Annotated in this window: 25 protein-coding genes; 7 read left to right on the top strand and 18 right to left on the bottom strand. The window is 46.6% G+C overall.

The features are described 5' to 3' along the window. Positions 1-87: 87 nt before the first annotated feature. The 7 genes from AC3B4V_RS11265 to AC3B4V_RS11235 form a co-directional block, all read right to left on the bottom strand. Positions 88-510 carry a cytidine deaminase gene (locus AC3B4V_RS11265; RefSeq protein WP_488378457.1) on the bottom strand — a complete coding sequence of 141 codons (423 nt, stop codon included), beginning with the start codon at positions 508-510 and terminating at the stop codon, positions 88-90. Between the two features lie 10 nt (positions 511-520). Beyond that, on the bottom strand, positions 521-1,291 hold the full coding sequence (locus tag AC3B4V_RS11260; RefSeq protein ID WP_149427472.1) for an ABC transporter permease: 771 nt from the start codon (positions 1,289-1,291) through the stop codon (positions 521-523). After that, on the bottom strand, positions 1,288-1,989 hold the full coding sequence (locus AC3B4V_RS11255; RefSeq protein ID WP_488378456.1) for an ABC transporter ATP-binding protein: 702 nt from the start codon (positions 1,987-1,989) through the stop codon (positions 1,288-1,290). The genes AC3B4V_RS11260 and AC3B4V_RS11255 overlap by 4 nt, the downstream gene beginning before the upstream one ends. Positions 1,990-2,085: 96 nt before the next feature. Further along, positions 2,086-2,526, bottom strand: coding sequence for an NUDIX domain-containing protein (locus AC3B4V_RS11250; RefSeq protein ID WP_488378455.1), 441 nt, complete (start codon positions 2,524-2,526; stop codon positions 2,086-2,088). A gap of 10 nt (positions 2,527-2,536) precedes the next feature. Continuing rightward, positions 2,537-2,791, bottom strand: coding sequence for a hypothetical protein (locus tag AC3B4V_RS11245; protein ID WP_488378454.1), 255 nt, complete (start codon positions 2,789-2,791; stop codon positions 2,537-2,539). A 116-nt stretch (positions 2,792-2,907) separates the two neighbouring features. Then, positions 2,908-4,512, bottom strand: a complete 1,605-nt coding sequence (locus AC3B4V_RS11240; protein ID WP_488378453.1) for a M3 family metallopeptidase — start codon at positions 4,510-4,512, stop codon at positions 2,908-2,910. Between the two features lie 116 nt (positions 4,513-4,628). Beyond that, positions 4,629-4,778 carry a hypothetical protein gene (locus tag AC3B4V_RS11235; RefSeq protein WP_488378452.1) on the bottom strand — a complete coding sequence of 50 codons (150 nt, stop codon included), beginning with the start codon at positions 4,776-4,778 and terminating at the stop codon, positions 4,629-4,631. Positions 4,779-4,878: 100 nt separating this feature from the next. Here AC3B4V_RS11235 and AC3B4V_RS11230 point away from each other — a divergent pair, with 100 nt between their 5' ends. Genes AC3B4V_RS11230 through AC3B4V_RS11220 form a run of 3 tightly spaced genes read left to right on the top strand, consistent with a single transcriptional unit; the run spans position 4,879 to position 6,071 of the window. Beyond that, positions 4,879-5,061 (top strand): Fe3+ hydroxamate ABC transporter substrate-binding protein, encoded by a 183-nt coding sequence (locus AC3B4V_RS11230; RefSeq protein ID WP_488378451.1) that lies wholly within the window; start codon positions 4,879-4,881, stop codon positions 5,059-5,061. A gap of 6 nt (positions 5,062-5,067) precedes the next feature. Next, positions 5,068-5,943 carry an NAD-dependent epimerase/dehydratase family protein gene (locus AC3B4V_RS11225; RefSeq protein WP_488378450.1) on the top strand — a complete coding sequence of 292 codons (876 nt, stop codon included), beginning with the start codon at positions 5,068-5,070 and terminating at the stop codon, positions 5,941-5,943. Next, positions 5,940-6,071: an NUDIX hydrolase gene (locus tag AC3B4V_RS11220; protein WP_195864935.1), complete on the top strand. Its 132-nt coding sequence runs from the start codon at positions 5,940-5,942 to the stop codon at positions 6,069-6,071. Before AC3B4V_RS11225 ends, AC3B4V_RS11220 begins: the two co-directional genes overlap by 4 nt. Positions 6,072-6,331: 260 nt before the next feature. Here AC3B4V_RS11220 and AC3B4V_RS11215 read toward each other — a convergent pair whose 3' ends face one another. Together AC3B4V_RS11215 and AC3B4V_RS11210 are read right to left on the bottom strand one after the other, a co-directional pair. Continuing rightward, a complete protein-coding gene (locus AC3B4V_RS11215; RefSeq protein WP_488378449.1) occupies positions 6,332-7,324 on the bottom strand; it encodes a phosphotransferase in 993 nt (330 codons plus the stop codon). 23 nt (positions 7,325-7,347) lie between these two features. Beyond that, positions 7,348-8,649 carry an APC family permease gene (locus tag AC3B4V_RS11210; protein WP_488378448.1) on the bottom strand — a complete coding sequence of 434 codons (1,302 nt, stop codon included), beginning with the start codon at positions 8,647-8,649 and terminating at the stop codon, positions 7,348-7,350. A gap of 146 nt (positions 8,650-8,795) precedes the next feature. Between AC3B4V_RS11210 and AC3B4V_RS11205 the strand changes: the two genes are divergently transcribed. Further along, a complete protein-coding gene (locus AC3B4V_RS11205; RefSeq protein WP_488378447.1) occupies positions 8,796-9,197 on the top strand; it encodes a VOC family protein in 402 nt (133 codons plus the stop codon). 115 nt (positions 9,198-9,312) lie between these two features. On the opposite strand, the gene AC3B4V_RS11200 is transcribed toward AC3B4V_RS11205, so the two are convergent. The 5 genes from AC3B4V_RS11200 to AC3B4V_RS11180 form a co-directional block, all read right to left on the bottom strand. Further along, a complete protein-coding gene (locus tag AC3B4V_RS11200) occupies positions 9,313-9,666 on the bottom strand; it encodes a DUF2178 domain-containing protein (protein WP_488378446.1) in 354 nt (117 codons plus the stop codon). Further along, positions 9,663-9,878: a helix-turn-helix transcriptional regulator gene (locus tag AC3B4V_RS11195; protein ID WP_488378445.1), complete on the bottom strand. Its 216-nt coding sequence runs from the start codon at positions 9,876-9,878 to the stop codon at positions 9,663-9,665. Before AC3B4V_RS11195 ends, AC3B4V_RS11200 begins: the two co-directional genes overlap by 4 nt. Before the next feature lie 107 nt (positions 9,879-9,985). Continuing rightward, positions 9,986-10,366, bottom strand: coding sequence for a GNAT family N-acetyltransferase (locus tag AC3B4V_RS11190; protein WP_488378444.1), 381 nt, complete (start codon positions 10,364-10,366; stop codon positions 9,986-9,988). 29 nt (positions 10,367-10,395) lie between these two features. Beyond that, positions 10,396-10,740 (bottom strand): DUF3147 family protein, encoded by a 345-nt coding sequence (locus AC3B4V_RS11185; protein ID WP_035407658.1) that lies wholly within the window; start codon positions 10,738-10,740, stop codon positions 10,396-10,398. Further along, positions 10,721-11,125 (bottom strand): MarR family winged helix-turn-helix transcriptional regulator, encoded by a 405-nt coding sequence (locus AC3B4V_RS11180; RefSeq protein WP_488378443.1) that lies wholly within the window; start codon positions 11,123-11,125, stop codon positions 10,721-10,723. The genes AC3B4V_RS11185 and AC3B4V_RS11180 overlap by 20 nt, the downstream gene beginning before the upstream one ends. Before the next feature lie 74 nt (positions 11,126-11,199). Between AC3B4V_RS11180 and AC3B4V_RS11175 the strand changes: the two genes are divergently transcribed. Both AC3B4V_RS11175 and AC3B4V_RS11170 read left to right on the top strand, forming a co-directional pair. Further along, positions 11,200-11,556, top strand: a complete 357-nt coding sequence (locus AC3B4V_RS11175) for a hypothetical protein (protein ID WP_488378442.1) — start codon at positions 11,200-11,202, stop codon at positions 11,554-11,556. A 12-nt stretch (positions 11,557-11,568) separates the two neighbouring features. Further along, positions 11,569-12,336, top strand: coding sequence for a nucleotidyltransferase domain-containing protein (locus AC3B4V_RS11170; protein ID WP_488378441.1), 768 nt, complete (start codon positions 11,569-11,571; stop codon positions 12,334-12,336). Here the strand turns inward: AC3B4V_RS11170 and AC3B4V_RS11165 are convergent. Next, positions 12,325-13,035: an SAM-dependent methyltransferase gene (locus tag AC3B4V_RS11165; protein ID WP_488378440.1), complete on the bottom strand. Its 711-nt coding sequence runs from the start codon at positions 13,033-13,035 to the stop codon at positions 12,325-12,327. The genes AC3B4V_RS11170 and AC3B4V_RS11165 overlap by 12 nt on opposite strands. 183 nt (positions 13,036-13,218) lie before the next feature. On the opposite strand from AC3B4V_RS11165, the gene AC3B4V_RS11160 reads away from it, so the two are divergent. After that, on the top strand, positions 13,219-13,854 hold the full coding sequence (locus tag AC3B4V_RS11160; protein ID WP_373951076.1) for a homing endonuclease associated repeat-containing protein: 636 nt from the start codon (positions 13,219-13,221) through the stop codon (positions 13,852-13,854). Positions 13,855-13,902: 48 nt separating this feature from the next. Here AC3B4V_RS11160 and AC3B4V_RS11155 read toward each other — a convergent pair whose 3' ends face one another. From AC3B4V_RS11155 to AC3B4V_RS11145, 3 genes are read right to left on the bottom strand one after another with little or no spacing between them, the layout of a single operon-like run. Beyond that, positions 13,903-14,313: a DUF4362 domain-containing protein gene (locus tag AC3B4V_RS11155; protein WP_488378439.1), complete on the bottom strand. Its 411-nt coding sequence runs from the start codon at positions 14,311-14,313 to the stop codon at positions 13,903-13,905. 17 nt (positions 14,314-14,330) lie between these two features. Then, a complete protein-coding gene (locus tag AC3B4V_RS11150; RefSeq protein ID WP_488378438.1) occupies positions 14,331-14,792 on the bottom strand; it encodes an SRPBCC domain-containing protein in 462 nt (153 codons plus the stop codon). Between the two features lie 16 nt (positions 14,793-14,808). Further along, complete coding sequence (locus AC3B4V_RS11145; RefSeq protein WP_488378437.1) at positions 14,809-15,174, bottom strand: ArsR/SmtB family transcription factor; 366 nt, start codon at positions 15,172-15,174, stop codon at positions 14,809-14,811. Positions 15,175-15,257 lie beyond the last annotated feature (83 nt).

Below are 15,257 nucleotides of genomic sequence, written 5' to 3'. Positions count from 1 at the left end.
TATTCCGTCTTTATCATAACCATAATAAGGATGATTTAGAAGTAAATGCAAAAAAAACTCCTCATCTAAACGACGAGGAGTTACTGGTTATTGGCGAACATATTTTAATGGGATCAAATCTGCAATCCGGACTTTCGTCAACTGATCGTCGATCGTCAAGAGGACAAACGCGTCCGGTGCATAATCGAAAATCAATTCGCGACACATGCCGCACGGACTGACGACACGGATCGTTCGGTCCGTCTCATCCGAATAGGGATGTCGGACGGCGACGATCGGCTCAAAATCCGTCAATCCATCCGTGATGGCGGAACCGATCGTGATGGCTTCCGCGCACACCCTCACCCGTCCGATATACGCTTCGACATGAACCCCCGTTTTTATTGCGCCATCTTTTGTCCGCAACGCAGCTGCGACGTGATGTTTATCGTCAGCATAACGGCTTTGAATCGTTTCGGTTGCTAGTTCGACCAGTTGTAGGTCGGCTTCTGTAATCGGATAAGTCTGCATAACGTGCTCCTTACGTGTCTTTTTTCTTATAGGTCAAACCGATGAATTGTGCTTTTTCATTGAACAGCCGACGGTAGGATAGAAAACCAACGAGGACCGATGCCATCGCCGCCGTCGTCAAGATCAGGAATAGAATCAATAGTTGATAAAGGACTGCTTCCATCGGATCCGCGCCACCGATGATCAACCCACTCATCATTCCTGGCAGTTGGACGAGCCCCATCGTTTTTTGCGCTTCGATCGTTGGAATCATACTTGTCCGGATCGCGCCTTTTAAGCTCGTATCAATCGCTGTCTTCGCATCTCCACCGAGTGAAAGAATCAGTTCGATGACCTCGTCGCTTCGTTCGACTTCGTCCTTGAACTTATTGAGAAACAATAAGGACAAGATCATACAGTTTCCGATGACCATCCCGCTGATTGGAATGACTTGCTGGGCTTCGAACGGAATGATTCGTAACCCGAGCAAAATGCCCATCGTCAATGCTTCGACCGCAATCAGTGTGAACAAGATGATCCACTGGATCCCGGGAATCCCGTCCCCTTTACGGATGACGTTCAGTGTCGCTGCACCGATCATCAACAGAATCATCAGTAACATAAAAATTGGACTGCCGCTCTCAAAGACGAACGTCAGAATGTAACCGATGATCAAGAGTTGGACTATTGACCGAACGGTTGCGATGAGGATGTCCTTCTCTAGACCAAGCCGTAACGTCCGTGCTAAGACGAGGGGAATCAGAATGAAGATGAGCGAAGTTGCCAGTTGGAGGTAACTCATACCGATTCCCCCTTCAAGAACGCTTGTGTCTCTGCTTGACCACTTGAAACGAGTTCTTTAAAAGCACCAGACTCGATCAATCGACCGTCTTTTAAAAACCAGACGTCGTCGCTGACCCGCTTTGCTTGCTCTAAGTCATGCGTAATCCAAATGATTGTCGTCTGTAACTCTTGCTGTAGATCAAGGATTAGCTTCTCAATCTCTTGTACCATCCGGTAATCGAGACTTGCCGTGATTTCGTCAAGCAACAGGACGTCCGGTCGATTGACGAGTGTCCGTGCGATTCCGAGTCGGCTCCGTTCACCACCCGACAAATCTTTGACCGGTCGCTCAAGTTCGACGGATAGTTCGACTTGTTGTAGCAAGCGTTCCGCTTCTTCACGTGGCAACGATTCACCGAAGATTGATTTCGGCAAATTGATATTATCGTAGACGGTACCTGGAATCATCGGCGCGCTTTGGAATGCCATCCCGATCCGTTTGCGGACGTCGAGCAGATTCATCTGCTCAAGTGGTTCGCCTCGAAAACGAATTTCGCCGCGATCGGGAGAAATAAGTCCATTGATGTGTTTCAATGTCGTCGATTTCCCGGCACCACTTGGTCCGACGAGCGTTGTAATGACACCTTCGCGGAACTCACCTGTTATTTCGTGTAAGATGTGTTGATAGCTGACTTCGTGAAACGTAAGAATCGACATACCGTGTGTTCACCTGACTTTCTACAAGTTTCGGGTAATGCTCCTGTAGTGTTGTACCCGAAAATCCGTCACGTTAGTACGTCAAGCGACACTTCCTTACGCGTGGATGATCTCTCCGGCAAAATCATACGGTACCGTTCGACCAGCAAAGAGCGATTCTTTTGATGCTTCAGGTAAGTTGAGGTGTTTGAACGCTTCTTCACGATCCATCCAGACGAGTCCGGAAATTTCTTCTGGAACATTCGTCTTTAATTGACCGGAAGTGATTTCTCCCGCGAAGAAGAAAAAGAGACAATGTTCCCCCGCTTGCGGGAAGAATGCTTCTGCCAGATGGACGATGTCACTTGGTATGATTGTAAATCCTGTCTCTTCCAGAACTTCACGCGTGATTGCCGTATGTAACGTTTCGTCGCGCTCGACTGTCCCACCGGGCAATGTATAGTAGTCACCATGATCTCCACGATTCTCGACCATCAATAATTGATCGCCTGTTTCATTAAATAATGTCGCATAGACGATGTTTTTACAGATATTCATGTTCGTCCTCCTATTTTCTTCTTTCCGTCTGAATGATACAAAATAACGGATCCAGTTGAATCTCACTGATGCGGTAATATTCATCATCACTATGATCAAGTAACAGACGTTTTCCGTTTTCTTCAACATATTTTAAGGATTGGATTGTTTCAATTCGTAATCGTGACAGCGTCTCCCCAGTCGGTCGGAAGACATGGAGTTCAATTTCAGTAAATGCCGGATACAGAATAAACTGAATACGCTCTTTTGAGGAGTTGTGTAACATGTATTTAGACCGCTGATAGAATGCTTCTTCCTCCGGAAACTCAAGAATCGGCTCTACTCCGAAAAAATAGAGGCTTTCTAACTCTTCTGGTATATGAATTTTCTTGTCATCCTTCATTATATCGATGTACCGTCCTGTAAAATTATCTTCCAAGTCTCGACTTCTGATGTCAAAAAGCTCACTAATTCGCTCATCTCTCCTTCAGTCGGCAAGAAAAATACACCCGCTCTCGCGTAGACATCTTGAACCGAATGGGTTTGACTAAGAGCTAAAGCTGCGATGAAATCTTTCAGCGTTTGGTCGGGATCTTTCGTGAAACGGTGATAAATCTGTAGAGCGGCGATTTGAGCAATCGCGTACTCGATGTAATAAAACGGCGTCTCAAAGAGATGGATGACACTCATCCATGCGTGACCTTTCCAATCGGGTGTTTCTGACCAATCGATGATGTCTGTATCATATGTATCTCGGAGACGAGCATATAAGGCATGTCGTTCTTTCGGATCATGGTCGGGATGAGCATAGAGCCACGATTGGAAACGATCAACGATGATCGTCTCGGGTAAGAACTCGACAATAGAACGCATCTGTTCGAGTTTCGCTCGGGCAACGTCTTTTTTATCCGGAATCACCTGATGCCATTCGTTCATCGACAACAATTCAAGCGACATGGCAGCAAATTCCCCTACTTCGAGCGGAATCGGTTGCAGTCCGTCGTAAGTTTCTTTCATCGCATCATGATGGACGGCATGGCCGATCTCATGCATGAAGATGACAAGATCATCAAACGTATCGATGCGATTCATGAATAAGAACGATTGTTGTTCGACCGGTAAATACTCACAAAACCCTCCGCCGGCTTTGTTCGACCGGGCACCGATATCGAGATGATTCCTATGTCGCATTTCTTTTAATACGTCCGCAAAATATGGATGAAAACTCTCGAGAATTGCTTGTGCCTTGTCTAAGAATGAAGTGTCAGAACCGGTCACGTGATGATCAATCTGTGTATATGCCGATTGTCGGACGTCCCATGGATGGATCGTCTGTTTACCGAGAAACGTTTGTTGTTCGCGCTGAAATCGCCGTTTGACCGGTAGAAAGTCGGATTGAATGATGGTGGCGTAATGATCGACATCTTGACTCGTATAATCGACGCGTCCGAGTTCTGCAAAAGCTAGTTCCTCGTATCCGATCTTACCACTTGCAGAGGCACGCGCTTGTCGTAAATCAACGAGTCGTGAAAACAACGGTTGAATGACGGATTCTTTCGTGCGGAACGCTTCCTCAATCGATAAGAGCGCTTGTTTTCGAGTTGATTCATCCGCGTCAAATAAAGCAGCATAGAGATCCGAAACCGACTCTCCCGATTTTGTCAGCATCGTCGCCTCAATTCGGAGATAGTCTTGAATGAGCCGTGCTTCCTCTTCTGTCACACTTGTTGCTCTGAGTGATTGTTCAAAACGTGCTCTCGTTCGAAGTGTGACGTCATCGCGCGAGGCGAGATCCATTTTTACGGAACGTCTCAACGTATCGAGCTTATCCGATAGCTGCTGACGCCCTTGTTCATATTCAGAAGTAGTACCGGGATCTGTGACGTCCTGAAGATACGTGATTTTTTGTTTGAGCAATGTCTCTTCCATTTGGAGAATCAAATGAATCCGACTCTCCAAGTCCTGATCGTACAAGACATCGTCTATATGAAGTTGAGATTTTTTCAAAATTGTTCACATCTCCTTTCATCTTATTTTACTATACAGTTTATTCCATTCATTTGATTCATTTATCATTAAAAAGGAGCATCCGGTCCGTCGACCGGGTGCTCCTTTACATGCCTTCACAAATCACGATGATTTTGTTGCTGATGAGCATCATGTTGGTTCAATGTATATTCCTGATCGTCGAGCGAACGATGTTTCGATTGACTCCGCGCTGAAATGAACCAGACGACTCCACCAACGGAGAGAAAAATCGCAATGAAGATCATAGACACCCTCCTTTAGATTCCTTTTTTACTTTATTCTTCCAACACCCTGGTTTTTCCTTTACGATAAGGGAGAAGATAAACATAATCAGGGGGCGTTAGAATGTTCGGCAAAGAACCGTCATGTATGCATTGCGGCAAAACGATTGAAGGAAACGAAAAAGTCTACATCCAGATGCGCTATCCGAAACATCGCGGGATGACGGAAGTCAAAGCATACTTAAAAAGCGAAGGACGTTTCATTTGTGAGCAATGTTTCGCTGAAAAGACAGAGTCAAAGGGGTAAGCAGCCATGAACCTAAAAGAGAGTACGATTTTGATTACAGGGATGACCGGAACGCTTGGCTCTCGTGTTGCGCGACGTTTTCTAGAAGAAGCTCGTGAAGTGCGCGGTTTGTATCGCTCTAAGGAACAAGCGGATCAATACGCTTTCAAAGATGTCCACGCAGTCATCGGTGAGCTCGGTGATCCGGATTCGCTTCTAACAGCACTTCAAGGCGTCGATCTGTTGATTCACTGTGCTGCCTATCTCGGAGATGATCCCGATTTAGCACAGGAAGCAAATGTCACAGGTGTACAACATCTCGCGGCTGCTGCGACAAAAGCTCGTGTCAAGCGCATCATTCACATCTCGACGACTTCCGTGTACGGCGAAGTCGTGAGTGGACATTTTACGGAAACGTCACCGCTCCTACCGTCCGAACATGTCTACATCCATACAAAACAGGAATCCGAACGCCTGTTACAGAAATATACACCCGATTCCGATTTAATCATCTTACGTCCAGGATCAATTTGTGCCGAGGAGCAGTCCTACTGGGGGGATCGTCAAGTCGAGCGGATGAAGGAGGCGGATGTGATTACCTGGGTGCATCCGGACGATGTCGTTCCGTGGGTCCATACGGATAATCTAGTCGAGATGATCGTCATCGCCGCAAAAAATGCGCATAATGGGGACATCTTCAATGCGATCGATGCGAATCTACCTGAGACGGATTTTCGGTTGAAGTTGATCCATGCGAGCGGCACGCCATACCGAACACCGAATCGTTCGGCGGAACGCGCTACTTTCGCAAACGAACGAATCAAACAACTCGGATACGTTCCACTCCGAACACCGCAAGAGACGATTGAACAGTTGATTCAATCCTTTACAGTAAAATCATGATTTCGCAAGCAATTATATTAGTAAACGGACACGTATTGCTGGTACGACAGTATGTAGCGCGAGGAGAAAACGTTTGGAATTTTCCTGGCGGACAAATCGAGCCTGGTAATTCACCCCAACAAGCGTGATGTGCTCCAAGAAAAAGGGGCTGACTCAAAAGTCAGTCTCTCCAAAGATAAGGGTGGCAGATTCATGATCTGCCACCCTTATCTCGTAAAAAATAATGACGCGTCACACGCCACTCCTACAGGAATAAGCGCATTTATGCGCTGTCAGAGACAAACAAGCCCGTTTTCCTGCTTAAATAAAGCAGGAAAACGGGCTTGTGTCTCGCCTGAGGAAAGGGCGTGAAAAGACGCGTCATTCTTTTTTTGAGTCAGCCTCTTTTTCATACTATCGTTTGAAGCCAGTCGTACCATTTTTCCCGATCATGCCGTCTTAACTCCGCAAGCGTCTGAATGGCTTGCTCTGTTCCAAGTCTCTGTTCTGCTTCGGACGAATCCGTCTTGTCCAGTGAACGATCGAGATTGAAGACTAACCAATCAAGCTTGCTATGGACACTGCGGTCGATGACACTGTACCAATCGACATCGAGTACTTGATTCGTCGTTGCATATCCGTTTAAGAACGAAGAAAAACGTTCTGCATCGTACGTGCCGTCCACCCGGCTTGACCAATAACAGGCGGTCTCAAAAAGATCGAGCATCGGATGAATCGGTCCGGCAGACTCCCAGTCGATAACGACCGGTCCGGTTGTTGTCCAAATGACATTCTTCGGATCGAGGTCACGATGACTGATGACGCAGTCATTCCCTAACGTCTTCATCGAGCGGCATACATCCGCTTCGATTGCTCGTAGTTGCTGCACCAGTTCCCCCAACTGTCTCGCCCAACGCTTATTCTGCATTTGTCCTTGTTGAAGAAAACCATTCCAATCAATCGGAACATACTCAGATGAAGCGGAAGGAATCGACGGCGTCGTTTCGATCGCCGCTCGATGTAACGTACCTAGTACGTTACCAATGCCTTCTGCATGCATCGGACATAAGTCCTGCATTTTTAAAGTTTGTCCGTCGATCCACGGGAACAAGAGACAGCATGATTCTCCCACTGCATACAATGGTCCATCTAGACGAAGTGCCGGCAACGCAGGTAGCAACTTTGCAGCGGCAGACGCCACATTCTCGGATTGAATGAAGTTAGCTCGAGCCGTCTTCCGCTTCATGATTTGTTGATTTAGACGTTTTACGACGAAGTGTCCTGTATCCGTCGAAAAACGGAACATCTCGTGCATCAGTCCTCCTGAGAGTGGTGAAAGATCCTGCCGATACATACCAATTCGAAAGTCTAGGCATAATTTTTTCATTTGTTCGTCATTCATTGAAAACTCCTTTTACTTAACGCTTACGCGGATTGATCCGTTTGTTTCGTATGACGAATAAAATAGTATTCACCGATGAAAATCAAGATGATACTGACGAGGGAGACGATCAATACGAGCGGATCCGTCGTTCCCTTGAGATACAAAAACGCCAGCAACACGATGGCGTCAAACAAAATCGCCAATGTGACCACCCAAACGCGAACACGCAACTGCTTACGAAGGTGTTTTAAGACGCCGACATGAATGATGATATCCATGACCAAATACAGAATTGCTCCCATCGACGCAATCCGAGATAGATCGAAAAAGACAGTTAGCAACATCGCTAGGACGATCGTATAGACTAACGTATGTTTTTGCACGGATCCCGGCATCCCGAAATGACGATGCGGAATCATATGCATGTCCGTCAACATCGCAAGCATCCTTGAGACGGCAAAGACGCTCGCAATGATGCCAGAAATCGTCGCAAGAAGCGCGATGGATACCGTGAACCAGACGCCTTTATTTCCAAGTAACGGGCGGGCTGCTTCAGCTAACACATAGTCTTTCGCTTGAATGATTTGATCAAGCGATAATGTCGATAAGACGGAAAAGGCTAACAAGAGATAGACGATCAAACTAATCAGGATGGACAACATGATGGCTACGCCGACGTTTCGTTTCGGGTGTTTAATTTCCGAGCCGCTGTTCGTGATGGTCGTAAACCCTTTAAACGAGAGAATCGTTAGTGCGACAGCCGCGACATAATTCGTAATCGACCCATCCGACGTAGTGTTCGGACTATCCAGCTCAAATCCACCAATCGATAAAATCAAAATGCCGAACAGAACGAGAGCTCCGATCTTAAGCGCTGAAGTGATTAACGAAAACGTTTGGATAAACGAATTCCCAGAGATGTTGACGATGAATGCACCAATCAATAAAACGACACCGAGTGCTGGAATCCAGTAACTAGCCTGTTGTCCTGGTACGAGTTGTAACAGGTAGGTACCGAACGTGCGCGCCACGAGACTCTGATTGATGATCATCGAGATTGCCATCAGCAGGGCTGCAGCGGCAGCAATCGTTCCCTTACCGTATGCTTTGACAAGAAACATGCCGATTCCTCCAGCTGATGGAAAAGCATTGCTCAATTTGATATAAGAATAAGAACTAAATCCAGTCACGATACCGCCTATAATGAAAATATACGGCAACCAGGAACCCGAGAGTTCTGCGACCTGTCCGAGCAAGGCAAATATCCCGGCACTGATCATAACACCAGTTCCAAGACCAACGGCTCCTTTTAAACTAATACTGTCTTTTTTATACTCTGCCACTATCGTTCCTCCTCTTGATACTTCAGTAAGTTAGATACAGTTTCCCTTACCGGTCCTGAATTAATCATTTTTCAATTTCAGACCTGCTCCTTTATACTGATAAGGGTCGATTCCTACTATGAAGAATGAAAGAGAAGAGGTTTATTATGAAACAAATTCATCACATCTGCATTCAGACGACGGACTACGCTGCGTCTAAAAACTTTTATGAACAGCTCGGGTTCTCGCTCGTCCAAGAGTCACCTGGTTTTCACGACCGTGCCTTTAACAGCTGGTTGCGTCTTGGTGACTTCTATATCGAGTTGCAAACACCGAAATCAGGTCAATCGTTCACCGATTATACGAAACAAGCGGCTGGACCCGTCCATTTCGCCCTCTACGTTGACGACTTGCAAGAGGAAGTAACACGCCTAGAACGACTCGGTATGCCCTTTTTACCAAAGGACGGTGGTAACATCTATTTCGTCGTCGATGGCCATCTCAGCAAATTAAAAGCACCAGAAGGAACAATCATCGAGTTACGAGATACGTTTGCAATAGAGGGTTGAAGCACTTGCACTTGTAATTGTGATTTTAATGGTTCCAAAAATGAACTAAAAGAGGAATGATTGAATCAATCCATTCCTCTTTTCTCTCTATGTAGCTTACATGAATCGACACTCCTCACATCTTTCGATTCACGTATAGCAATACAAGCGGAAAGAATAAAAGTTGCCCTCCTAATGCTAGCAACAGAGCAAATTGAATGTCTTTTATGATCGACAGATTGACGAGAATCAAGATCAAAAAAAGATATCCGATACTTACGAGATAAGCGATATGTCCACTACGGATTTTAATCGTTCCTTGGCGCTCATCATACGGTTCCGTTGGCGAGAATACCGTTCCTGCGATACGTGACGTGACACCAGCTAAAGTGAGGATGACTCCGAGTGTTTTAGCCGCCGGATCCGTCATCGTTAAGTACAGACCTACTCCAATTAAAATGATATCTAACAACACATTGACTCGCTTCATTCTACTCCCTCCTCATTCACTCGATTCGGTATAAAGATCTCTTCGATTCGCCGTTCAAACAGATCAGCTAGTGTAAACGCGAGGTCGAGTGACGGATTATATCGTTCTTTTTCGATGGAAATGACCGTCTGACGCGACACGTTCAATCGTTTTGCCAGTTCGCCTTGCGACCAACCTCGTTCTTCGCGCATCTCCTTGACCTTATTTTTCATGATTTCACCTCGTAGTCCCACTATATGTAAATAACTTACTATCTGTCAAGTTTCCTTTACACCCTCTTTATACGCTCCCACATGATATACCGATCGTCTCTCCCGACCTAAATCAATCCCGCTTTTTCGAGTACTCGGATTGATGCTTGATTCGTCGACTCCGTCTTCGCAAGTACCCCTGTCACTTCCGTTTGTTCAAACGCCCATTCAATCAATGCTTGAACTGCTTCCGTCGCAAACTCTTGATTGAGATACGCTGGTAACAGACCATAACCGATTTCGACCGCTTGTCGTATGTCCGGCTTCCCTTTGAATCCGATATCCCCGATTACTTGATTATCCTTTGTCATGACGAGCCAGCTGCCCCAGTATAGCAACGAGGGATCTGACGCTATTGACATCAAATGATGCTGAACTTCCGGTCCGTTATCGTAGTGCTGTTGTTGTAAACGCGGTAGATCCTTCGCTGTACATGGATGAATCGTCAATCGCTTTTATCATTACTTTGTCTCCTTTTTTAGGTTTGCCACCACTGTTGTAGGTAACGTTGGATATACCAACAAGCAATAAAAAAGCTCGTCGCACCGAGTATACTGTAAAAAATAGGAATACCTAAGCGGATCAATCCATATAAGACGGCAAGCAATAAGAACGTCGCTGGTAATCCGAGTAACACACTCTTTAAGAATGTACTCAGTTCTGCCCGTTCACTTCCCTGTTTAACGAGCCAGGCAAAGCTGATCAGACTGACGACGGGCAATGCAGACAACACACCACCCAGTGACGGTGAACGCCGGGCGACTTCCGTGACGAGACCGATGACCAGTGCGCTCGATAGCACCTTAACGAGAAAAGCAGTCATCTGCCGCCTCCCGCAACAATCGAAACGCCTGTTCAATCGCCTGTTGGTCTGTTTTTGACATCGTAGCAAGGACTTGATTTAACCGCTCGGGATCGAGTTCTGTATGACGACGAACAATTGTATCCCCTATGTCCGTCAAACCAATCGTCACTTGCCGCTGGTCTTCTGGATTCCGTTTTTTTTCGATATAGCCTAATCCCTCCAACTTTTTGACGTGCTCAGACGTCGTATTATGTGAGAGGCGAAATGCCTCGGCAATCTGCTTGATCGTCGGACTCACCGCAAATTGAATGTATTGCAAAATACGCACACTTTGGTGAGACAGGTTTTCTTCGAACCGTGGATGTAGTTGATAATAAATTTTTGCAAAATCAGCTGAAATCATAATGCCCCCCTTATATCGTATAACCCGAATATATCGTAAAATACGATATATTAACAGAGAAAGAGGTGTGTTTCATGAAAAAAACGGTAGCTTTTATCGTATTGGTCATTCTTTGTCTCAGTGGATGCTTAGCGGAGACGACGATGACAACGACGGACCTCATCGCGGCGGAAGCCATTGAACAAGATCAAGACGTCATCCGCTTGAACGATCGCGTGTACCGACTAGATCAGGTCGTAACCATCTCGAGTCTTTCTTTGACTCCCGGACCACGTATCCAAAAAATAGCATCCGAAAAGACGCTCAAGGACGGCATGGCAACTCATCTTCAGAGCGGTACGGTCATCTATCAAGAAAAAGATGATACGATGTTTATATATGTGCAGCGAAACAAGAAGTGGTATCGCTATCAATCCATCCCTGAAGGATGAGGAGGAAAACAGATGCAGTATCCAACGACATTGGGCACGAAAAATGGCTACATCCATAATCCAACTTCCGCTGAAGCGATTCCTGTCCGTTATCGTACCGTGATTCAGGACGTCGTCGCCTATGTACAAACCTTATCCGCGTTTCATGGCGTGTACTTGTATGGCAGCGTCGCAAAAGGAACGGCGCGTCCCTTTGAATCCGATCTCGATTTTACACTGATTTTGACAGAACCGTTGACGGAAGAAGAACACATGCAGTTAGATGAATGGACGGAACACTGGTTGACGGACTATCCCTTCGTCACCAAAATCGATTATGACATCGGTCTGCTTGGCGACATCATACGAGATGACGAAGCACTTCGCTGGGGCGTCTGGCTGAAATCCGTCAATTTGTTTTTGGCAGGCGAAAATCTCCAATCTCGATTTCCGTTTCTCCGTCCGACACGTGCTCTTGGCTTCGCATTAAACAGTGGGCTATCCGAGCAGTTGAGGTCTGATCTATCACGTCTAGAGAAAGGGCAAGTCACTTTGCTTGATTCGGATTCGATCGTGAAGCGGATCGTTCGGAGTGCCTATCATTTCCTCTTAGAAGACGATCAAAGCTTCGTGCATGACTTAGAGACACTCCGCTCGATCCTGTTTCATTATTTTCCTGACGAACCGCGCTTTTTAACGTTGTTCGCCGCTTACGATACACACCAAATCGTCTCGCTAGAAGATGTCCGTTACTTTGTGGACTGGTTCACGTCTCGAATGCCGGACGAATCAATCCTTTAATCGAAACAAACCGGTCCACAGTCCAGCATGACCAAATAATGCCTCTGGATTGTCGACGGGTTTCATTTCCGTTAGTTCGATGACGTCGAATGCATCGAATATGGAGAGTAATCGCTCTTTCGTATAGCCGAGTCCGCCTTGGAGACTATTTTCTTGATAGACTTCCCAGTCCGTCAACGTCGCCCCGCCAAGCGGACCGCCCGCAACAAAACACGTTAATCCGAAATATCCTCCTGGTCGCAACATCTCCTTCATTCGCGTCACGTAGGTCACACGTCGATGTGGCGCCATATGGTGAAAACAGCCTGAATCGTAAATGAAATCATATGTATTCTGTTCTGTCGTCTCTAGAAAATCTTGCTTTCGAAACGCAACGTGTGCTCCAGTCTGTTGTGCTTGTTCCGTTGCCCAGTCTAACGCGGTTGCTGAAAGATCCAGTCCCGTCACCGAGAAATCGTGTGTTGCGAGATAGATCGCATTTCGCCCCGGTCCTGTTCCGAGATCTAACGCGTCACCTGGCGAGATCCAGCCCTGTTCGACGTAGCGAACTAAGTTCTCGTCCGGAATGTTCTTAAAAAACGGGACTGGTTTCGTCCGATCTTCATAAAACTTGTCCCAAAGCGGTTCTGGTTCACGCAATCGCGCATCAAGCATCTTTAAAATATCCTCCATCGTATCAATCGTTTGTGTTTCGTTCATTCATCGTTTCCCCCTCTTTTCTTCTATAATATTGTATTCGTGTTACACCTCTTATTTTCCTGTATTTCTCGGATGAAAATGCTCTATTTTTCTTACCTTACGATATTGTTAGTATGTTCTCGCAATCGCCCATGCTACACTAGCCTTTAATTGAAACAACCATTCAAAAGGGAGATATCTTGCATGCGTCAACATCCGACTTCCACTTCCACCTTAGCAACGGATGAGAAGATCATCCGCTTGATTCAAGGTCTTCATCAAATGCACCATTCACCTATGAAAGCTACCCATTATCAAAAGTTAGCAGCTCAACTTCCTTACCCTTCGCTTGAAGAAATCAACGCCCGATTCGGTTCGTGGGCACACCTGTTAGAACGAGCTGGAATCGTCAAGGCTTCCCATTTATCGACGAAAGAACGCATGACGCTGAACCGTCCCGCTGCGGTCAAGCGAACGAAACGGTGGTCGATCGAAGAGAGCGTCGCCTTTTATGTCGCACAAAAAGGAACGAACATGACGATTCGCTCCTACACGGAATTGCGGGATCTACACCCCGAGATGCTGAGTGCGAATACGATCATTCGTCGGTTCGGCACTTGGAAAAAGGCCTTGGCACACTTCGATCTCACCTCGAACGGCTTCTTCACCGATCAAGACTGCTTAGACGCTCTTCAACAAGCTGCAGCCACACATGGACCGCTTCTGACGAGCCAACAATATGCCAAGTGGGCGCGTGCGCACCAAGCACCTTCACTAACGTTGTTGATTGAACGCTTCTCCAGTTGGCGCGAAGCCTTGCGTCGTCTCGACATCGAATAAAAAGGATCGTGCCCGCTGATTGATTCGACGGGACACGATCCTTTTTGATTATTGTGTTAGCAATCGTAAGAGCTCATGATCCGCCCCTTCAGCGCATTGGCGTAACGTATAGACCGACTGTTCCTTCTCGCTTGTCTTGACGAGTCTCTTACAGACTTCGTTTTTACGATCATCGTCTGTTGTACCGAATTGATCACGCGATGAATCGGACGTGTAGTGATACGACTTACCATCATACTTGACGTCATACAACACCGGGTCGCCTTCAGTCGTAAACGCCGTGATGCGAATCTGATCTGATTTCCCTTGCGTTGAGTTCTTCAAAAAGGACTCGAATCGGCCGCTGTTCGTAACATCCTTCTGGACGATGATATCGCCGTTCTCCTTCGCCTCTTCCATCGTATACTTTCCGCAACCGGCTAAACAAAGCAGACATACTATAAGACTGAGCTTCCGCATCCCTCACCGACTCCTTCTCACTGTTTCACTAATAGACGATCGAGGCGATACAGTTGCGACGTAAAGCCTTCCTTCATCCCCATACCGAGTACTTCTTGCACGGCTGCTTCTGTCTCATAGGTCGACTCGAAGACGATCAACGTCGTCTCCCCGTGGTCGAGGAATGTCGTGACATTCTCGCTTCCTGGTAAATGTTCAGAGATCGCTCCTGACGCGTCCGAGAAATAATCGGCATGACTATACGTGTTCGGAGCATCGATGTGTCTGAAAATCGCTTTTCCCCACGACTCCATTCCGTAAAAGTCACCTTGCGCCGGGTCAACACAGCGCATGCAATAATGCCATACACCACCCGGTTGAAACTCAAATGTCTTGATCGTCGTCTCCCAGCCTTCCGGTCCCCACCACGCTTCGAGCTGCTCTTTTTCCGTGAATGCGGCAAAGACGCTATCTCGTGGCGCCTCACACGTCCATTCCATTCGTAGCGTCTTTCCCTCAATCGAAGTCTTCAATTCCCTTTTCATTCGTTCCGTCTCCCTTCACGTTCGGCTGAATCTGCTTCAAATGCGCGTCTAGACGATGCATGCGGGCTTCCATTTGTGCAAGCGAGTTGCTCCACATGACGAGCTCTCGAAACGCTTCTGAGCGAAGGCTATACAAGCGACGATTCGCCTGCCGTTCGACAGTGATTAGTTCCGCGTCGAGCAACAGCTTCAAATGCTTCGAGGTTTGCGGTTGGCGTAAGTGTAGTTGTTCAGCTAACTCATTGACGGAGCGAGGACCGTTTCGTAACGCTTCGATGAGTTGAATCCGTGTCGCGTCTCCGAGAGCTGAGAATCGTATTGGTATCCGATCATTCATATCCGTTCACCTCTTTATTTTATATATTCCCAATTTAGAATATTCCAAACTAAGAATATAAAAAATGCAAAATGATTGTCAGA

Source organism: Exiguobacterium sp. E17S (assembly GCF_057772545.1).
This window is presented reverse-complemented; position numbering and strand designations above follow the sequence as displayed.